This window comes from Pseudomonas sp. HN2-3 (assembly GCF_020691745.1).
Classification (GTDB): domain Bacteria; phylum Pseudomonadota; class Gammaproteobacteria; order Pseudomonadales; family Pseudomonadaceae; genus Aquipseudomonas; species Aquipseudomonas capeferrum.
The window spans coordinates 1877583-1895370 of the sequence record NZ_CP085704.1; the positions used below are offsets into that span (position 1 = coordinate 1877583).

A 17788-nucleotide genomic window follows, 5' to 3' on the forward strand; every position below is an offset into this window, starting at 1 on the left:
GCTCCTGATGCTCAAGATTGTTGTATCAACACATTGACTGGAAATTCCGACAGTACGGCGCTCAACGGCAGCTCCTTTGAAAGGCTGACCGCAGCACAGGGGAAAAGTCCCGTCGAGTTGGCAGACGACAAGGCAAACGGCAGTATCAGCCGGGTGTCGTCCCAGTTATGGGCCGGGATCAACGGTGTAGGGGCGCTACCGAGCAGGCCACTGGCCAGGCGCGGCGCAATCACGATGGCGCGCTCGTCGTCACCCAGGCGGGCGAAAGCCAGCACTTTGTCGGCATGCCGGCCCTGCACGGTCAGCGGCAGGTAGGCGCCACGGCGAAACAGTTCGGCATGCGCCTGGCGACAGTCCAGCACCCGCGCCACCAGCGCTTGCTTGATGCGGCCATCGCGCCAGTGCGCCAGCAGTTCGGCGACCGGCGTGGCGTCGTCCAGGGTGCGGCGCCTGCTGGCGTAGTCGACTGGGCGGCGGTTGTCCGGGTCGACCAGGCTGAAGTCCCAGTATTCATTGCCCTGGTACAGGTCGGGCACGCCGGGCACGGTCATGCGCAACAGCGCCTGGACCAGGCCGTTGAGCGCGCCTGGGCAGGCGATGAGCTGGGCGGCATCGGCCAGCGACTTGCGCAACTGCTGGTTTTCGCCATCGAGCAGCAGGCCATCGATGTAGCGTGCGCAGGCGGCCTCGTAGGCGTCGTTCGGGGCGCTCCAGCTGCTGCGCAACTTGGCTTCGCGCAGGGCCTTCTGCTGCCATTGCCGCAGGCGCTCGGCGTACTGGCGCAGTGCGCCGTCATCGTGTGGCTCAAGGCTCAGCGGCCAACTGCCCAGCAGCGTCTGCAGCAGCATCAGCTCATCACCGGGGCTGGGTGCCAGGCCATCGTCCAGTTGCGCCCGCAGGGGCGCCGCCAGCTCGCGCCAATGCTCCACGCGGCTGGCCAGCCACGGCCCGCGTTCGCTGAGCACCGCCAAGCGGGCGCGGGTGTCTTCGCCGCGTTTATGGTCGTGGGTAGCGGTGGCCAGCAGGCTGTCGGGGAAGTCGCGCAGGCGCCGCTGTGCCTCGTTATGGAAATACGCTGGGCCCGCGCTGAAGCGCTCGGCCTCGAAGCCCACGTCGTTACGCGACAGCAGCCGCGCACTGCGGTAGAAGGCGGTGTCTTCCACTGCCTTGGCGGCGCTGGGTGCGGTCAGTTGCTGGAACCGCACGCAGGCATGGCGCAGGTGCTTGCGCGGCCGGCCCGGTGGTAGGCCACGCCAAGGCTGGCCACCCAGCCATCGTTCGAGCTGTTCGAGCAGTGGCCAGTCCGCCTCGCCAAGGTCCTGGCGGGCAGCGGCCAAGGCCTGCTGGAAGAACGCTTCGTCCTCGGCTGGGCGGCCGCAGGCGTTGAAGTAGGTGCGGTACACCGGGTAATGCGCGACCAGCGCCTGCAAGGCCCGGCGGATGGCGCCAAGGGTCAGGTCACGGGTCATCAGGTCGTCGCGAGCCACTTGCAGCAACGCCTGGGCCACCGATTCGCAGTCACCGGCCAGGCTGGCGTTGAGCACCAGGTGGCGGGCCAGGCGCACCTCCTCGGTGAAGTCCGGGCGTTCGCTGACGTTGGCCCAGAGCTCGGTCAACGGCGCTTCGCCCGCCGGGTCGTGTTGCAGCAGCGAGACCTGGTTCATGAACTCGTAGCCGGTGGTGCCGTCGGTGAGCCAGTCGCGGTGCAGGTGTTCGTTGGCCCCGAGAATCTTCTCCACGTAGATCGGGAAGTGCTCCAGCGCCGCATGCAAGGGCCGCCGGGCCAGCAGGCCATCGACCCTTCGGCGCAGTTTGCGGCAATAGCCGCGTGGGTCGGCCAGGCCGTCGATATGGTCGATGCGCAGGCCGTCCACCAGGCCGCGTTCGATCAGTTCGAACAGCTTGGCGTGGGTGGCTTCGAATACCACGGCGCGCTCGACCCGCAGGCCGCCCAGCTCGTTGATATCGAAGAAGCGCCGCCAGTTGATGTCGTCGGCGGCGGTGCGCCAGCTGGCCAGGCGGTAGGTCTGGCGTTCGAGCAGCAGGTGCAGGCGCTTGAAACCGGCCTCGCTGCGGCTATCGAAAGCGAGCAGGGCCGCGTCGAGGTCGGCGCCGTCCTTTACCAGGCGCGCCAGTTCAGCCTGCAAGGGCAGGGCGTCGGCCAGCGGTTGGGCGCTGTCGTGCAGGGCAGTGAAATGCGCGGCCAACGCCTGCAAGGCGGGTTCGGGGCTTTGCGCGAGGATCCAGCCGTAGTCGATCGGGCAGATGGGGAACCGGTGTTCGTAGTGGGCAATCTGCAGCACACCGTGGTGCTTGTCGAACGTCAGCGGCATATCGCCTTGCTTCAAGGCCGCCCCGTAATCGCTGCCCAGGAAGGGCAGCAGCAACTGGCCGGCCAACAGCGGGTCGCTGGAGTGCCACTGGATATCGAAGAATGCCGCATACGGGCTACGCCGGCCCCAGGCCAGCAGGCTTTGCCACCACGGGTTGTCGGCGCCGCCCACGGCCATGTGGTTGGACACCGTGTCGAGGATCAGCCCCATGCCGTGCTGGCGCAGTGCGGCCACCAGGCGCTCCAGTGCAGCCTCACCGCCAAGCTCCGGGTTGACCTGGGTCGGGTCGACCACGTCGTAACCGTGGCGGGAGCCGGCGCGGGCCTTGAGAATCGGCGAGGCATACAGGTGGCTGATGCCTAACTGGGCAAAATACGGCACCAGCGGCACGGCGTGATCAAGGGTGAAGTCGCTGTGAAATTGCAGGCGCAGGGTCGCGGTCAAGGGCTTCATCGGTCACGCTCCCAGGCTTGTTCACGGGCCTGGGCCAGCAGCTCCAGGCGCCGTGCGGCGTCTTCGTCGTCGAGCAGTTCGCGCACCGGCAGGGCGAAGCGCCGGCGCCAATTGGGGTGCCCTTCGGTGGTGCCGGGCAGGTTGGGTTGTTCGTCGCAGCCCAGCAGGTCTTCAAGTGGCACCAGCACCAGCGGGGCGCGGGTATGGCCGACGTAGCGCAGGGCGGCATCGATAACCGCGTCGTTGTCGGGCAAGGGGCCGTAGTTGGCCTCCAGGGTGCGGCGCAGGCCGTCGTGTTCTTGCTGGCGCTCCTGGCGCCAATGGAGTTCGGTGGCGGCGTCGATCAACTGCAGGCGATGGCTCCAGTCGATGTCGCGGTTCTGCAGCCAGCCGGCCAGCGGGGCCAGGTCGTGGGTGCCGGTGGTGGCCAGGGCGCTGTCCGGCCAGTCGAGAATGGGCCTGAAGTGGCCGGGTTGGGTCTGCTCGAAGGGCAGCACACGCATGCCCAGCACGGCCTTGTCGGCCAAGTGTTCGCGCAGGCCTTCGGGCACGGTGCCGAGGTCTTCGCCGAGGATGATCGCCTGGTGGCGCACCGACTCCAGCGCCAGCAGGCGCAGCAGGTCTTCGAGGGGGTAGTTCAGGTATGCGCCCTCGCTGGGCTTGGCGCCCCGGGGGATCAGCCACAGCCGACGCAGGCCCATGACGTGGTCGATGCGCAGTCCACCGGCATGGGCCATGTTGGCCCTCAGCATCTCGATGAAGGCGCGGTAGCCATTGCGCTTGAGGCCTTCTGGGGAGAACGCGCAAATGCCCCAGTCCTGCCCCGAGCGGTTGAGAATGTCGGGCGGCGCGCCGACCTTGAGGTTGGCCAACAACTCGTCTTGGCGGCTCCAGGCCTGGCTGCCGGCACCGTCGGCGCCTACCGCCAGGTCGGCGATCAGGCCGACGGCCATGCCATTGCCACGGGCGGCCTCCTGGGCTCGTTGCAGGCTGCGTTCGGTCAGCCATTGGCAGAAGGCGTGGAACTCGACCTTGGCCGGGTAGGCATTGGCGAAGGCTTCGACCTCGGCGTGGTAGGGGTCGTGCCAGGCACTGGGCCACTTGCGCCAGTCGGCGCCCAGGCCATGCTCCACCGCTTGTGCCTGCAGCACCTCGAAGCGGCAGTGGTGCTCCAGGGCCTGGCCGGCGGCTTCGCGGTAGCTGTCGAAGTCCTTGCGCAGCGGGTGATCGCCCTGGCTGAAGTCCTGGTACAGCGCTTCGAGCAGGCGCAGGCGGGCACTGGCAGCGCGGGGCCAGTCGACCAGCGGGCGTTGCTCCAGGTCTTCGAGCTGCTGCTGCAGCCCGCAGGCTTCGATGGCCATGCGCACGGCGCGCTCGCCAAACAGCGCGGCCGGGCTGGCATAAAGGCTGTTGAGCAGCAGGCGGCTGGAGGGCGAGTAGGGGCTGTAGTGCTGCTGGTCGATGGACGACAGGGCGTGGATCGGGCTGATGGCCAAGGCGTCCGCACCGCGCTCGGCGGCCGTACGCGCCAGTTGCTCCAGCGCCAGGCAATCGCCGTAGCCGCCATCGCCGCTGCGGCGCAGGCTGTACAGCTGCACGGCCAGGCCCCAGCAGCGCGGCGGCGGTTGCGGCACGCTGTCTTCGAGGCTGTAGCAGCGCGACGGCGCCACCGCCACGGTGAAGGTGCGGCCGTCGATTTCCAGGCTGTGGTAGCCCAAGGGCAGTTCGCCGGGCAGGCGAGCCTGGCTGTCCAGTGCCAGGCTGTGCTGGCTGTGGTCTTCCAAGGTGCAACGCACCGCGCTGCCTGCGCTGAAATAGCGGTGCAGGGCCAGCGGTTGGCCCAGCTCGACGGTCAGCAAGGGCGGCAGGTGCTCGCTGTCCTCGGCGGCCTCCACAGCGCGCAGGCTGGCCTGGATGGCGGTCTCGTCGGCGGCGGGGTGGCCCAAACCTTCGAGGACGTTGCGCAGTACGGCGTCACTGACTTGCTGGGGCCGGGCGTTGGCATCGATCCAGTCACGGCTGAGCCCGACGCGGGCCGCCAGACGGTGCAGGGCGGTTTCGCTCATGGGCGCTCCTGGCCAGGGGGAATCAGGCTGACCACGCAGCTGTACGCGGCCAGATGGGTATCGGGGTGGCGGTTGTCACTGCTGTCGAACAGCCGTGTTGCGGCAGGGGGTAGTTCCACGGCTTGGGGGCTTGCGGCCAGGTTCAAGTCGATGCGCAAGGTGTTGCCATCGCCCAGCCGCCAGCGTGCGCTGAGCGCTTTGTCGCCGTGCACGTCGGCGCCCAGCGCACGGCTGCCAGGCAGGTGCGGGATGACATGGCGACGGCGCAGGTCGAGCAACTGCTGATAGAGGCCGTGCCAGCCGGCAATGACCTCGTTGTGCTGCGGGCGTGATGACTCGAATGTCTGCTCGGCGTTGGGGTCGGGAATGCGCTCACGCTGCGCGGGGTCGGCAAATGCGGTGAAGTGGGCGAATTCGCCGCGTCGGCCTTCGCGCACGGCATCGGCCAGTTCATCGTGAAAGTCGGTAAAGAACAGGAACGGGCGGCAACTGCCGTCATCGTCGCCCATGAACAGCAGCGGGATCATCGGCGCCAGCAGCAGCAGGCCCGTGGCCGCACGCAGGGCTGGCGGCGGGCACAGGCGGGTCAGGCGTTCACCCAGGGCGCGGTTGCCGATCTGGTCGTGGTTCTGCAAGAACAGCACGAACGCGCTCGGCGCCAGGTGCCCACTGGGTTCACCGCGCGGCTCGCCATGGCGGTTGGCCTGGCCCTGGAACACGAAGCCTTCCGACAGGCAGCGGGCGAGCTGGTCGATGGGGCGCTGTTTGTAGTCGGCGTAATAGCCTTCGGTTTCGCCGGTCAGCAGCACGTGCAGGGCGTTGTGGCCGTCGTCATTCCACTGCGCGTCGAAACCTTGCTCCAGCAAAAAGGCCTGGTTGTGCTCGTTCTCCAGCACCAGCCACACATGCCGGCCAGGCTCCACCGCAGCGCGTACCCGTTGCGCCAGCTCGACGAGAAAGTCTGGCTGGTCGATTGCGTGCACCGCATCCAGGCGCAGGCCGTCGCAGCGGTAGTCGCACAGCCACATCAGGGCGTTCTGGATGAAGAACTCGCGCACCTCGGCGCGGCGGAAGTCGATGGCCGCGCCCCACGGCGTCTGCTGGTCTTCGCGGAAAAACGGGCTGGCGTACTGGTGCAGGTAATTACCGTCCGGGCCGAAGTGGTTGTAGACCACGTCCACCAGCACCATCAACCCTTCGCCATGGGCCTTGTCGACCAGCGCGCACAGCTGCTGCGGACTGCCGTAGGTATTCTGCGGCGCGAACGGCAGCACGCCGTCGTACCCCCAGTTGCGTTCACCCGGAAACTGCCCCAGCGGCATCAATTCGACAGCACTGATGCCGATGGCGGCCAGGCGTGGCAGTTGCCGGGCAACCCCGGCATAGCCGCCCAGCACGCCGACGTGCAATTCCTGAATGACCGCTTCGTGCCACGGGCGGCCCTGCCAGGGGTGTTGCCAGTCGTAGCTGGCCACATCCACCAGTTCGCTCGGCCCCTGCACGCCCTCGGGCTGGTAGCGCGACGCGGGGTCCGCTACCTGCAGTTTGCCGTCGATCCGATAGTGATAGCGATCGCCGGCCTGGCACGGGGCGGTGCCGGTGTACCAGCCATCATTGTCGGGCAGCAGCTCGACCGGCGGCTGCTGCTCGATTTCCACGCTCACGCTGCGCGCATCCGGCGCCCAGAGGGCGAAGCGCGCCGACGTGGCGTCCAACAACTGTGCGCCATGCCTGTGCATCTTCGATTCTCCGCTCAGTTGTGGCTGAACTGTGCCTGCTTGACCAAGTCCTCATAGAGGCGAGCGTAGGGTTCCACCGCCTGGCACCAGTTGAACGGCTGGGTCATCGACAGGCAGCGCATGGCGTTGAGCAAGTCTTTCTTGCCGTACACATAGAAGGCGCGGCTCAGCGCTTCGCGGTAGCTCTCGACGGTCGATTCGTTGAACAGAAAACCCGTGACCCCACACTCGATGGTATCGGCCAGGCCGCCGGTGTTGCGCGCCACCGGCAGTGAACCGAAGCGCTGCGCGTACATCTGGCTCAGGCCGCATGGTTCATAGCGCGACGGCATCAGCAGGAAGTCGCTGCCGGCGAACATGCGCCGCGCGTCGGTCTCGTTGAAACCGATGCGCACGCCGATACGGCCCGGGTGGCGCAGCGCCAGTTCGCGCATGGCCTGTTCTTCTTCCGGCTCACCACGGCCGATGATCGCGATCTGCCCGCCTTGCTCGACGATGTAGTCGGCCACACCCAGGGTCAGGTCGAGGCCTTTCTGGTAGACCAGGCGCGAGACCACGGCAAACAGCGGCCCCTCGGAGGGTTCGAGCTCGAACAGCTGGCGCACGGCTTCGGCGTTGCGCGCCTTGCCGTCCCAGTCATTGATGCTGAAGTTGTGTTGCAGGTGCTTGTCGGTGGCCGAGTCCCAGCTTTCGTCGATGCCGTTGGGGATCCCGCCCAGCAGGCCTTGCTGGGCCTTGGCCGCAAGGAAACCGTCCAGGCCGCAGCCAAACTCGGGGGTGGTGATTTCCCGGGCATAGGTGGCGCTGACCGTGGTGATGTGGCTGGAGTAGGCCAGGCCGGCCTTGAGGAACGACAGCTTGCCGTAGAACTCCATGCCTTCCTGCTGCATGGCGTGCTCGGGGATTGCCAGCTCCGGGCTGCAGCCACGGCTGTAGACGCCCTGGTAGGCCAGGTTGTGGATGGTGAACAGGGTCGGCGTGTTCAGCCCGCGCCAGTGCATGTAGGCCGGGGCCAGGCCTGCAGGCCAGTCGTGGGCGTGCACCACTTCGGGCTTCCAGTGGATCATGCCTTCGCCGGCAGCAATCTCGGCTGCAGCCAGGCCCAGGCGGGCGAAGCGGATATGGTTGTCGGGCCAGTCGCGGCCATTGTTGGCACCATAGGGAGTGCCGTCACGCTGGTACAGCTCAGGGCAGATCAACACATAGATGACCAGGCCATCGGCCAGGTCCATACGGCCGATCTTGCACGGCGGCAGTGCGGCGTGGCCGCCCAATTCGCCGACGATGTGAATCGGGTTGTCGCTCTCCATCACCTGGCGATAGCCGGGGATCAATACGCGCACATCGTGCAGGTGCGCCAAGGCGCGGGGCAGGGCGGCAGAGACGTCGCCCAGGCCGCCGGTCTTGACCAGGTCGGCGATTTCAGAGGTGACGAACAGGATCTTGCGTTTGTTCGGGTTGTGCTGGCGCTGTGCGCCGGGTGCCTTGCCTGTCGTGGCGAATTCCGGGGTAAGCGGCTCGCGGTTGTCCGGTTTGAATGACTCTACGTGAGGCTCGACAGCGGCACTGATCATACTTCTCTCCGTCCCTATGCTTGGCCGGGTGCTGGCACCCGCGGCGTTATCTCGTGTTGGTTCTCTCTGGTTCAAATCCGTGTAGTGCTATCCATGCCCCTGAGTCGTGCGCGCAGGCACAGCGCGATCAGCATTCCGGCCGAAGGCGATTGGACTGAATGGGGTTGGTGGGCCGAAGCGGGGGAGGTCCCTTTGCATTTGGCCTACTTAGTTCCTGACCCACCGCCGTTTGTGAAAGTTCGACTTTTTTACGTCACTCTTTCTATGAGCAAATGGCGGGCCGAAAGCTGAGTGTAGGAGAGAAGAAGTAAAAAAGGTGACCCACTGGTCACTTTCGTTATGGCCGGTTTAGACGCAAACGTTGGCGTCTGCGACCCGATGTGAACGGGGTGCTCGAGGGTAGGGCACAGGGTTTCAGACGCGCATCATTTCGTCGCGCAGAGAACGGGGTTGCCCTGTTTTGGTGCGCCCGCAGAGGCAAGCGGAGAGGGGGAGGTACAGCAGCGTGGGAGCCGGTCAGCCCCCACCGGGGAAGGTCACGATCAGAGATTGATAGCTTTGTCGCCGGAGCGAGCTTGCTCAAGCATCATGTGCAACTGAGCGACCTGCTGACGCAACTGGTCACGTTCGTCTTTCAACTTACGCAGCTCATCACGGCGTACGGAGACATAGAGGGTCTGGGTTGGAGTAGCAGGCATCAAGGTACCCATGAGCACACCTCGCGGTTTTGGCTGGTGACAGTTAAAGCGTAGTCGCTTCACGCGGGGCGCATTCTGAATTCTTTCGCCGCCCATGGGAACTTTTTTGTTTATCGTGGTCTCGCCGTTCGTCGCTGAACCCTTGGGCGGTACGCTGGACTAATCTGAAACGCTTAACTGCATCATCATCCATTTTCGAAACGGGAGCATCGGCTCATGCAACTGGGAATCGTCGGGCTGGGCCGCATGGGCGGCAATATCGCAAGGCGCCTGATGGGCGCCGGCCATCGCACCGTGGTGCACGACCGCAACCGCGACGCCGTCGTCGGGCTGGAGGGCGAGGGCGCACAAGGTGCCCACGACCTCGGCGCCCTGGTGCAAAAACTCAAGGCCCCGCGTGCGGTGTGGGTGATGTTGCCGGCCGGTGACCCTACCGAGCAGACCATTGCCCAACTGGCCGACCTGCTGGAACCGGGCGATGCGATCATCGACGGTGGCAACACCTTCTATAAAGACGACATGCGCCGTGCCGCCGATCTGGCCAAACGTGGCCTGCACTATCTGGACGTGGGCACCTCTGGCGGCGTGTGGGGGCTGGAGCGTGGCTACTGCATGATGATCGGGGGCGAAAAGGACGTGTTCGAGCGCCTCGAGCCGCTGTTCAAGGCCTTGGCGCCCGGCGTCGGCGACATCCCGCGTACCCATGGCCGCGAGGGCGAGCACCAGCGCGCCGAGCATGGCTACATCCACGCAGGCCCACCCGGTGCCGGGCACTACGTGAAAATGGTGCACAACGGCATCGAGTACGGCCTGATGCAGGCCTACGCCGAAGGCTTCGACTTGCTGCGCAGCAAGGGCGGCAACGAGCTGCCCGAGGACCAGCGCTTTGACCTCGACGTGGCCGAGATCGCTGAAGTCTGGCGCCGCGGCAGTGTGGTCACGTCCTGGTTGCTAGACCTTACCGCCGATGCGCTGGTGGCCGACCCGCAGTTGGCGCAGTTCAGTGGTTCGGTGTCCGACAGTGGCGAGGGCCGCTGGACCATCGACGCCGCCGTGGAGCAGGCCGTGCCAGTGCCGGTGCTGTCCAGCGCGCTGTTCGCCCGCTTCCGTTCGCGCCAGCAGCAGGGCACGTATGGCGACAAGATTCTCTCGGCCATGCGCCTGGGCTTTGGTGGGCATGTCGAGAAGAAAGGCGAATGACTAAACAGACGATCCCTGCAGCGCCTCCCTGCACCCTGTTTCTGTTCGGCGCCAATGGCGACCTGGTCAAGCGCCTGCTGATGCCGGCGCTGTACAACCTCAGCCGTGACGGGTTGCTGGACCGCAACCTGCGCATCGTTGGCGTCGATCACAATGCCGCCACCGCCGAGGCGTTCGCCGAGCGCCTGCACGCCTTCATGCTGGAGCGTGACAAGGGCGGCGAGGGCAGCGCCAAGTGCCTGGACGAAAAACTGTGGGCGCGGCTGGCCAAACGGCTGGACTACCAGACCGGCGACTTTCTTGACCCGGCCACGTACCAGGCGATTGCCAAGCGCATCGAAGCGACCCGTCATGGCAACGCGATCTTCTACCTGGCCACCTCGCCACGTTTCTTCCCCGAAGTGGCCCTGCGCCTGGGCCAGGCCGGCCTGCTCGACGAGTCGGCCGGTGGCTTTCGTCGCGTCGTGGTGGAGAAACCCTTTGGCACTGACCTTGCCAGCGCCGAGGCACTCAACGCCTGTTTGCTGAAGGTGATGGGCGAGCGGCAGATCTACCGCATCGACCATTACCTGGGTAAAGAGACGGTGCAGAACATTCTGGTCAGCCGCTTCTCCAACGGGCTGTTCGAGTCGTTCTGGAACAACCACTACATCGACCATGTGCAGATCACCGCCGCCGAGACCGTCGGCGTCGAAACCCGCGGTGCGTTCTATGACAACACCGGGGCCCTGCGCGACATGGTCCCCAATCACCTGTTCCAGTTGCTGGCGATGGTCGCCATGGAGCCTCCGGCCGCCTTTGGCGCCGATGCCGTGCGCGGCGAAAAGGCCAAGGTGGTCGGCGCCATTCGCCCGTGGTCGGCGAAGATGGCGCTGAAAAACTCGGTGCGAGGCCAGTACACGGCGGGCAAGCTGGGGCGCAAGCGCTTGCCCGGCTATCGCCAGGAAGCCAATGTCGGCGAAGACAGCCAGACCGAGACCTACGTGGCACTCAAGGTGATGATCGACAACTGGCGCTGGGCCGGCGTGCCGTTCTACCTGCGTACCGGCAAGCGCATGAGCGTGCGCGACACCGAGATCGCCATCTGCTTCAAGCCCGCGCCCTATGCGCAGTTCCGCGAGTCGGAGCTGGAGCGGCCCAAGCCCAACTACCTGAAGATCCAGATCCAGCCCAATGAGGGCATGTGGTTCGACCTGCAGGCCAAGCGCCCGGGGCCTGAGCTGGTGATGGAGAACGTCGAGCTGGGCTTTGCCTACAAGGACTTCTTCAAGATGACCCCGGCGACGGGCTACGAAACCTTGATCTACGACTGCCTGACCGGTGACCAGACGCTGTTCCAGCGGGCCGACAACATCGAGAACGGCTGGCGCGCGGTGCAGCCCTTTCTCGATGCCTGGGCCAAGGATGGCGAAGTGCACGAATACCCGGCAGGTGAAGATGGGCCAGAGGCTGGCAATGAACTGCTGACCCGTGACAGGCGGGAATGGCACCGTTTGGGGTGACCTGATCAAGTTGGGTTGCCAGTGCCGGCCTCTTCGCGGGGCAAGCCCGCTCCCACTGGTGCGGTGTTGTACCTGTGGGAGCGGGCTTGCCCCGCGAAGAGGCCGACCCAGGCGACCAACCGGCTCAACCGAAAGGAGACTCAATGCCCGCCCACATCGAAGACTACGCCTTGCTCGGCAATTGCCGCAGCGCCGCCCTGGTCAGCCGCGATGGCTCCATTGACTGGCTGTGCCTGCCCCGCTTCGACGCCCCCGCCGTGTTTGCAGCCCTGCTGGGCAATGAAGAAAACGGCCGCTGGCGCCTGGCCCCTTGCGACCCGGTCGAGCACACCAGCCGGCAATACCTGGAGGACACCCTGGTGCTTGAAACCACCTGGGTCACCGCCTCTGGTCGGGCGCGCGTGCTCGACCTGATGCCCCTGGGCGAGGTCAACTCGGTCGTGCGCATCGTCGAAGGCCTGGCCGGCGAAACCAGCTTCGAGATGGACCTGGTGCTGCGTTTCGACTACGGGCGCAGCGTGCCTTGGGTAGAAAAGCTCGACCCCCTGACCCTCAGCGCCGTAGCCGGCCCTGACCGCCTGATCCTGTGCAGCACGGTCCCCTCGCACGCACGTGACCACCACACTGTCGCACGCTTTCGTGTCGGTGCCGGCCAACGTCAGGTGTTCAGCATGCGCCACCAACCCTCGCACCTGCCTGTGCAGCCCGATTGCGATGTCGAGGCGGCGCTGGCGCAAACCATCAACCAATGGCAGGCCTTTGCCGCCCGCTGCCCGGAGGTCGGTCCCTACACCGCCCTGGTGCGGCGCTCGCTGCTCACGCTTAAGGCCATGACCTACGCGCCCACCGGCGGCATCGTCGCCGCTGTCACCACCTCGCTGCCCGAGCGCATAGGTGGCGAACGCAACTGGGACTACCGCTTCTGCTGGCTGCGCGACGCCACCATGACCCTGCTGGCGTTCATGAACCTGGGCTACTTCGACGAAGCCCAGGCCTGGCGCGAATGGCTGTTGCGTTCGGTGGCAGGCAACCCCGAACAGATGCAGATCATGTACGGCCTGGCTGGCGAGCGTGACCTGCAGGAGTACACCCTGCCATGGTTGGCCGGTTACGAGCACTCGCAGCCGGTGCGGGTGGGCAACGCGGCGGCCGGGCAGATGCAACTGGATATCTACGGCGAGCTGGCCGATGCCATGACCCAGGCGATCAAAGGCGGCTTGCCTCGGCACCCACGCAGCGCCGCGATTGCCCGTTTGATCCTGCCGTACGTGGAGCGCATCTGGCGAGACCCGGACGAAGGTATCTGGGAAGTTCGCGGTGGCAGGCAGCATTTCGTGCATTCCAAGGTCATGGCGTGGGTGGCGTTCGACCGCGCGGCGGGGTTGGCCGAAACCACCGAAGAGGATCGCGAGCGCGGGCGGCACTACCGCCAGGTGGCAGACGAGATTCGCCGTGAGGTGTGCGAGCGCGGGCTGGACCCGAGCGGGGCGTTTTTTGTCCAGGCCTACGGCGCCAACGAAATGGACGCCAGCCTGTTGCAGATTGCATTGACCGGCTTTCTGCCGGCGGAAGACCCACGGTTTTTGCGCACGCTGGCAGAAATCGAAAAGCGGCTGCTGAAAAATGGCCTGTTGTCGCGCTATGACACCGACAGCTGCAGCGACGGCCTGACACCCGGGGAGGGTACGTTCCTGGTGTGTTCATTCTGGCTGGCCGATGTCTATGTGCTGCTAGGCCGGCAAGCCCAGGCACAGGCCCTGTACGAACGCTTGAGCGGCCTTTGCAACGACCTGGGGTTGCTGGCGGAGCAGTATGACCCGGCAGGCAAGCGAATGCTGGGCAACTTCCCCCAGGCGTTCAGCCATATCGGCATCATCAACACGGCGCTGAACCTGCACCGCGCGCAGTGCCCGGTGCGCGATCGGGCGCGTTGTGGTTAGGTCTGCGTGTGTGCACTGACTCAAGTAGACTGGGCCATTACCCATTGGCAAGGAGCACGCATGAGCGTTCGTGGCCACGATCGACAGATCGACAACATCGAATTCAATGTCAGCGATATCGCACGGAGCAAGGCCTTTTATGGCAGCGTCTTCGGCTGGCGCTTCACCGATTACGGCCCTGCCTACACCGAATTCAGCGATGGTCGGCTGACGGGTGGCTTTACTACAGGCGAGCCGGTACGCCCGGGTGGCCCGCTGGTCATCCTGTACGCCGACGATCTCGACGCCACGCAGCAGCGGGTCGAGGCCGCCGGTGCGCAGATCAGCCGTGCCACGTTCTCGTTCCCCGGCGGGCGAAGGTTCCACTTCGTCGACCCGGACGGCTATGAACTGGCGGTGTGGACGGCCCAAGCTTGATGGCCAACCACAAGATCGAGATCCGCCGGCGTAACATCGAGAAGATTCTCCAGGCTGCAGAAAAGGTGTTCGCCGAGAAAGGCTATGGCGCCACCTCGATGGGCGATATCGCCGAGCAGGCCGAGTTGCCGCGCTCCAACCTTCATTACTACTTCAGCACCAAGGACGACCTGTTCCGCGCCGTGCTGCAGGACCTGCTGGATGTGTGGAAGCAGGATGCGCTGTGTTTCGAGAACTTCGATGACCCACGTGTGGTGCTCACCAGCTACATCCGCGCCAAGATGGGCCATTCGCGTTCACGCTCGCTGGGCTCGAAAATCTGGGCTGAAGAAATGCTGCACGGCGCGCCCGTGCTGGGCGTGAGCCTGGACGAAAGCCTGGTGCCCTGGGCGAAGCTGAAGGAGACCAAGATTCGCCGTTGGGTGGAAGACGGGCGCATCCTGCCGGTAGAGCCGTCTGCGCTGTTGTACATGATCTGGGCATCGACCCAGCACTATGCCGACTTTGGCTATCAAGTGGCGTTGCTCAATGGCGGCGAGCCCTTGTCGGACATGGCATTCGAAAACGCAGTGCAGACGGTGACCAGTGTCATCCTGCGTGGCATTGGTTTGGAACCTTGATATGACCTTGAGTGAACGGGCTGCACGCAGCATCCACGATGTACATGATCTGATCCATGCAGTATTCACCCGGCCCGCTGCGCGAACCGAGGCGCTTCGCAGCGAGTTGATGGCGGTGTTTGCCGACAACTTCAGTATGGTCACCACGGCGGGCGCGATCGTTGATCGGCAGCAGGTAGGGCAGTTGTTCGAGCGGGGGGCCGGGGCTCGGCCAGGGCTGGAAATCGAGGTCAGTGACGTGCAGGTAGTGTGGCAGGCGGGGGCGAGTGTGGCGGTGCGCTACAAGGAGACGCACCGGTTGCAGGGGCAGGAGACTGCGCGGTATTCGTTGGCCATTGTGGAGTGTGACGAGCAGCGGGTGGTGTGGGTGTACCTGCATGAGACAGCGGTGGCTTGACCAGAGATGGGGCCGCTTCACAGCCTTTCGCGGGGCAAGCCCGCTCCCACAGGATTTCTGCCTGCCTGAAAAAGCACACAACGCCTGTGGGAGCTTCAGCCTCAGCTCGCCTCGCGATAGGGGTTACGCGGGTCTTGTGTCCAGTTCAGGTAAGGCTTGCCGGTATCCTGCGCCACCATGTCGATGCAGTTTTCCACCGGGCAGGTGATCTGGCACAGGTTACAGCCCACGCATTCCTCCTCGATCACGCTGTAGATGTGGGTGCCATCAGCCTTGGCCGTGCTGGCAATGGCCTGGTGCGACGTATCTTCGCAGGCGATGTGGCAGCGCCCGCAACCGATGCAGGCGTCCTGGTCGATGTGTGCCACTGACTTGTAGTTGATGTCCAGGTACTTCCAGTCGGTGGTATGCCCCACGGCCTGGCCTCTGAACGCCTCCAGGTTGCGGTGCCCATGCTGGTCCATCCAGCGGGCCAGGCCATCTTTCATGTCTTCGACGATACGGAACCCATGTAGCATCGCGGCCGTGCACACCTGCACGGCGCCACTGCCCAGGGCGATGAACTCGGCAGCGTCACGCCAGTTGCCGATACCGCCGATGCCGCAAATCGGCAAGCTACGTGTCTCGGGGTCGCGGGCGATCTCCGCGACCATGTTCAGGGCGATCGGTTTGACCGCCGAACCGCAGTAACCGCCATGGGTGCTCTGGTCGCCGACGATGGGGTGGGCCACCATGCGGTCCAGGTCAACGCTGGTGATCGAGTTGATGGTGTTGATCAACGACACCGCATCCGCCCCGCCGCGGTGCGCGGCGCGGGCCGACTGGCGAATGTCGGTGATGTTCGGCGTGAGCTTGACGATCACCGGCAGGGCGCAATAAGTCTTGCACCAGCGGGTGACCATCTCCACATACTCCGGCACCTGGCCGACCGCCGCGCCCATGCCACGTTCAGGCATGCCGTGGGGGCAGCCGAAGTTCAGTTCGATGCCATCGGCGCCCGTGGCCTCCACCAGGGGCAGGATGAACTTCCACGATTGTTCCTCGCACGGCACCATCAGCGACACGATCAACGCGCGGTCGGGCCAGTCCTTCTTCACCTGGGTGATCTCACGCAGGTTGATCTCCAGCGAGCGGTCGGTGATCAGCTCGATGTTGTTGATGCCCTGCACCTGGCGGTTGGCGCCGTAGTGCGCTGAGTAGCGCGACGACACGTTGACCGCCGCCGGGTCCTCGCCCAGGGTCTTCCAGACCACGCCGCCCCAGCCGGCCTCGAACGCGCGGACCACGTTGTAGGCCTTGTCGGTGGGTGGCGCCGATGCCAGCCAGAAAGGATTGGGCGCCTTGATACCGGCGAATTCGATAGACAAGTCGGCCATTTACGCAGCCTCCACATTGAGCATGAGTTGGGCATGGATGGCTTCAGCGGCCAGCTTGCCGTGTTGCACGGCCTGGACGGTGAGGTCCTGGCCCATGGCGGTGCAGTCGCCCCCCGCGTAGACACCCGCAAGGCTGGTGCGCATGTGCGCATCGACGTGGATGCGTTCACCGTCGCGGGCCAGTTGCGCGGCCACGGGGTCGATGAGGCTGGCGTCGTCGAAGCGCTGGCCGATGGCCTTGAAGATCGCATCGGCGGCCAGTTCGAAGGTTTCGCCGGTGTCGCGCAGGCGCCCATCCGCCAGTGCCGTGCGGGCGAAGCGCATGCCGCGCACCTTGCCGGCGTCATCCAGCAACACGGCATCGGGGCGCGCCCAGGTGTGCAGGCGCACCTGGTTGGCCTTGGCGATGTCCTGCTCGTGGTCGGTGGCGCCCATGTCGGCGTGGCCGCGGCGGTACACCAGGTTGACGTCACGGGCGCCCAGGCGGCTCATCTGCACGGCCATGTCGATGGCGGTGTTACCGGCGCCGATCACCAGGCAGCGGTCGGCCAGCGGCAGTTGGCTCAGGTCGTCGGCCTGGCGCAGTTCGCGGATGTATGCAGTGGCGGCGAGCACGCCGGGCGCCTCTTCATCGGCCAGGCCGAGCTGACGCACCGCATTCAGGCCAAGGCCCAGGAATACTGCATCGTACTGATCGCGCAGCTCGCCCAGGCTGAGGTTGCTACCCAGGCGTTGACCGTGGCGGATTTCGATGCCGCCAATACCCAACAGGAATTCCACCTCGCGCTGGGCGTAGTCGTCCACCAGCTTGTAGCGGGCGATGCCGTACTCGTTGAGGCCACCGGCCTTGTCGCACGCTTCGAAGACCACTACGTCGTGCCCATGCATGGCCAGGCGGTGCGCGCAGGACAACCCGGCCGGGCCTGCGCCGACCACGGCGATGCGCTTGCCGGTGGCCGGCGAGCGGGTGAAGGGGTGCTCGGTGAAGTGGGCGTTGTCCAAGGCATAGCGCTGCAGTTGGCCGATCAGCACCGGTGCGCATTCCTGGGCGTTGTTGCGCACGCAGGCTTGCTGGCAGAGGATTTCGGTCGGGCACACACGGGCACAGCTGCCGCCGAGGATATTCGCCGAGAGAATGCGTTCGGCAGCGCCTTGCAGGTTCTCGTCACTGATGCGGTGGATGAACGAGGGGATGTCGATTTCGCTTGGGCAGGCATTGACGCAGGGGGCGTCGTAGCAATACAGGCAGCGGGCGCTTTCCACGGCGGCCTGGCGGGCGGTGAGGGGCGGGGCGAGGTCGCCGAAGCGCTCGGCCAACTGGTCGGCGCCGGCCCGGGGGCGCGGCAAGTGGTTCAGGGCATCGATCACGGTTGTTAGCCTCTCTTTTCTTTTTTGGATGTGGCAGTCAACGGCAATACGGCGCCGCCCGGCCTCTTCAGGGCCGGTACGGCAGTGCGGGTGCTGTGGGTAAGG

At 65.4% G+C, this 17788-nt stretch carries 13 protein-coding genes; 6 read left to right on the top strand and 7 right to left on the bottom strand.

Annotated features, from left to right (window positions below):
- Positions 1-11: 11 nt before the first annotated feature.
- From LJX93_RS08570 to LJX93_RS08590, 5 genes are all read right to left on the bottom strand, one after another.
- A complete protein-coding gene (locus LJX93_RS08570; protein ID WP_227696952.1) occupies positions 12-2786 on the bottom strand; it encodes a malto-oligosyltrehalose synthase in 2775 nt (924 codons plus the stop codon).
- Entirely contained in the window at positions 2783-4852 is a 2070-nt protein-coding gene (gene malQ, locus LJX93_RS08575) for a 4-alpha-glucanotransferase (RefSeq protein ID WP_156310074.1), read from the bottom strand. The genes LJX93_RS08570 and malQ overlap by 4 nt, the downstream gene beginning before the upstream one ends.
- Positions 4849-6591: a malto-oligosyltrehalose trehalohydrolase gene (gene treZ, locus LJX93_RS08580; RefSeq protein WP_033696694.1), complete on the bottom strand. Its 1743-nt coding sequence runs from the start codon at positions 6589-6591 to the stop codon at positions 4849-4851. Before treZ ends, malQ begins: the two co-directional genes overlap by 4 nt.
- Positions 6592-6605: 14 nt before the next feature.
- The gene (glgA, locus tag LJX93_RS08585) at positions 6606-8165 is read right to left on the bottom strand and encodes a glycogen synthase GlgA (protein WP_033696695.1); all 1560 of its coding nucleotides are present in this window, start codon (positions 8163-8165) and stop codon (positions 6606-6608) included.
- A 542-nt stretch (positions 8166-8707) separates the two neighbouring features.
- On the bottom strand, positions 8708-8875 hold the full coding sequence (locus LJX93_RS08590; RefSeq protein ID WP_077068354.1) for a DUF6026 family protein: 168 nt from the start codon (positions 8873-8875) through the stop codon (positions 8708-8710).
- A gap of 204 nt (positions 8876-9079) precedes the next feature.
- Between LJX93_RS08590 and gnd the strand changes: the two genes are divergently transcribed.
- From gnd to LJX93_RS08620, 6 genes are all read left to right on the top strand, one after another.
- A complete protein-coding gene (gene gnd / locus LJX93_RS08595) occupies positions 9080-10063 on the top strand; it encodes a phosphogluconate dehydrogenase (NAD(+)-dependent, decarboxylating) (RefSeq protein ID WP_156310076.1) in 984 nt (327 codons plus the stop codon).
- Positions 10060-11565: a glucose-6-phosphate dehydrogenase gene (zwf, locus tag LJX93_RS08600; RefSeq protein WP_047581814.1), complete on the top strand. Its 1506-nt coding sequence runs from the start codon at positions 10060-10062 to the stop codon at positions 11563-11565. The genes gnd and zwf overlap by 4 nt, the downstream gene beginning before the upstream one ends.
- A gap of 143 nt (positions 11566-11708) precedes the next feature.
- A complete protein-coding gene (locus tag LJX93_RS08605; RefSeq protein ID WP_047581816.1) occupies positions 11709-13505 on the top strand; it encodes a glycoside hydrolase family 15 protein in 1797 nt (598 codons plus the stop codon).
- Positions 13506-13565: 60 nt separating this feature from the next.
- Positions 13566-13922 (top strand): VOC family protein, encoded by a 357-nt coding sequence (locus LJX93_RS08610; RefSeq protein WP_047581818.1) that lies wholly within the window; start codon positions 13566-13568, stop codon positions 13920-13922.
- A complete protein-coding gene (locus LJX93_RS08615; protein ID WP_033696704.1) occupies positions 13922-14542 on the top strand; it encodes a TetR/AcrR family transcriptional regulator in 621 nt (206 codons plus the stop codon). Before LJX93_RS08610 ends, LJX93_RS08615 begins: the two co-directional genes overlap by 1 nt.
- 1 nt (position 14543) lies before the next feature.
- A complete protein-coding gene (locus LJX93_RS08620; RefSeq protein WP_052040622.1) occupies positions 14544-14939 on the top strand; it encodes a DUF4440 domain-containing protein in 396 nt (131 codons plus the stop codon).
- A 101-nt stretch (positions 14940-15040) separates the two neighbouring features.
- On the opposite strand, the gene preA is transcribed toward LJX93_RS08620, so the two are convergent.
- Both preA and LJX93_RS08630 read right to left on the bottom strand, forming a co-directional pair.
- Positions 15041-16315, bottom strand: coding sequence for an NAD-dependent dihydropyrimidine dehydrogenase subunit PreA (gene preA, locus LJX93_RS08625; RefSeq protein WP_095064368.1), 1275 nt, complete (start codon positions 16313-16315; stop codon positions 15041-15043).
- Positions 16316-17683 carry an NAD(P)-dependent oxidoreductase gene (locus LJX93_RS08630; RefSeq protein ID WP_227696953.1) on the bottom strand — a complete coding sequence of 456 codons (1368 nt, stop codon included), beginning with the start codon at positions 17681-17683 and terminating at the stop codon, positions 16316-16318.
- Positions 17684-17788: the final 105 nt, after the last annotated feature.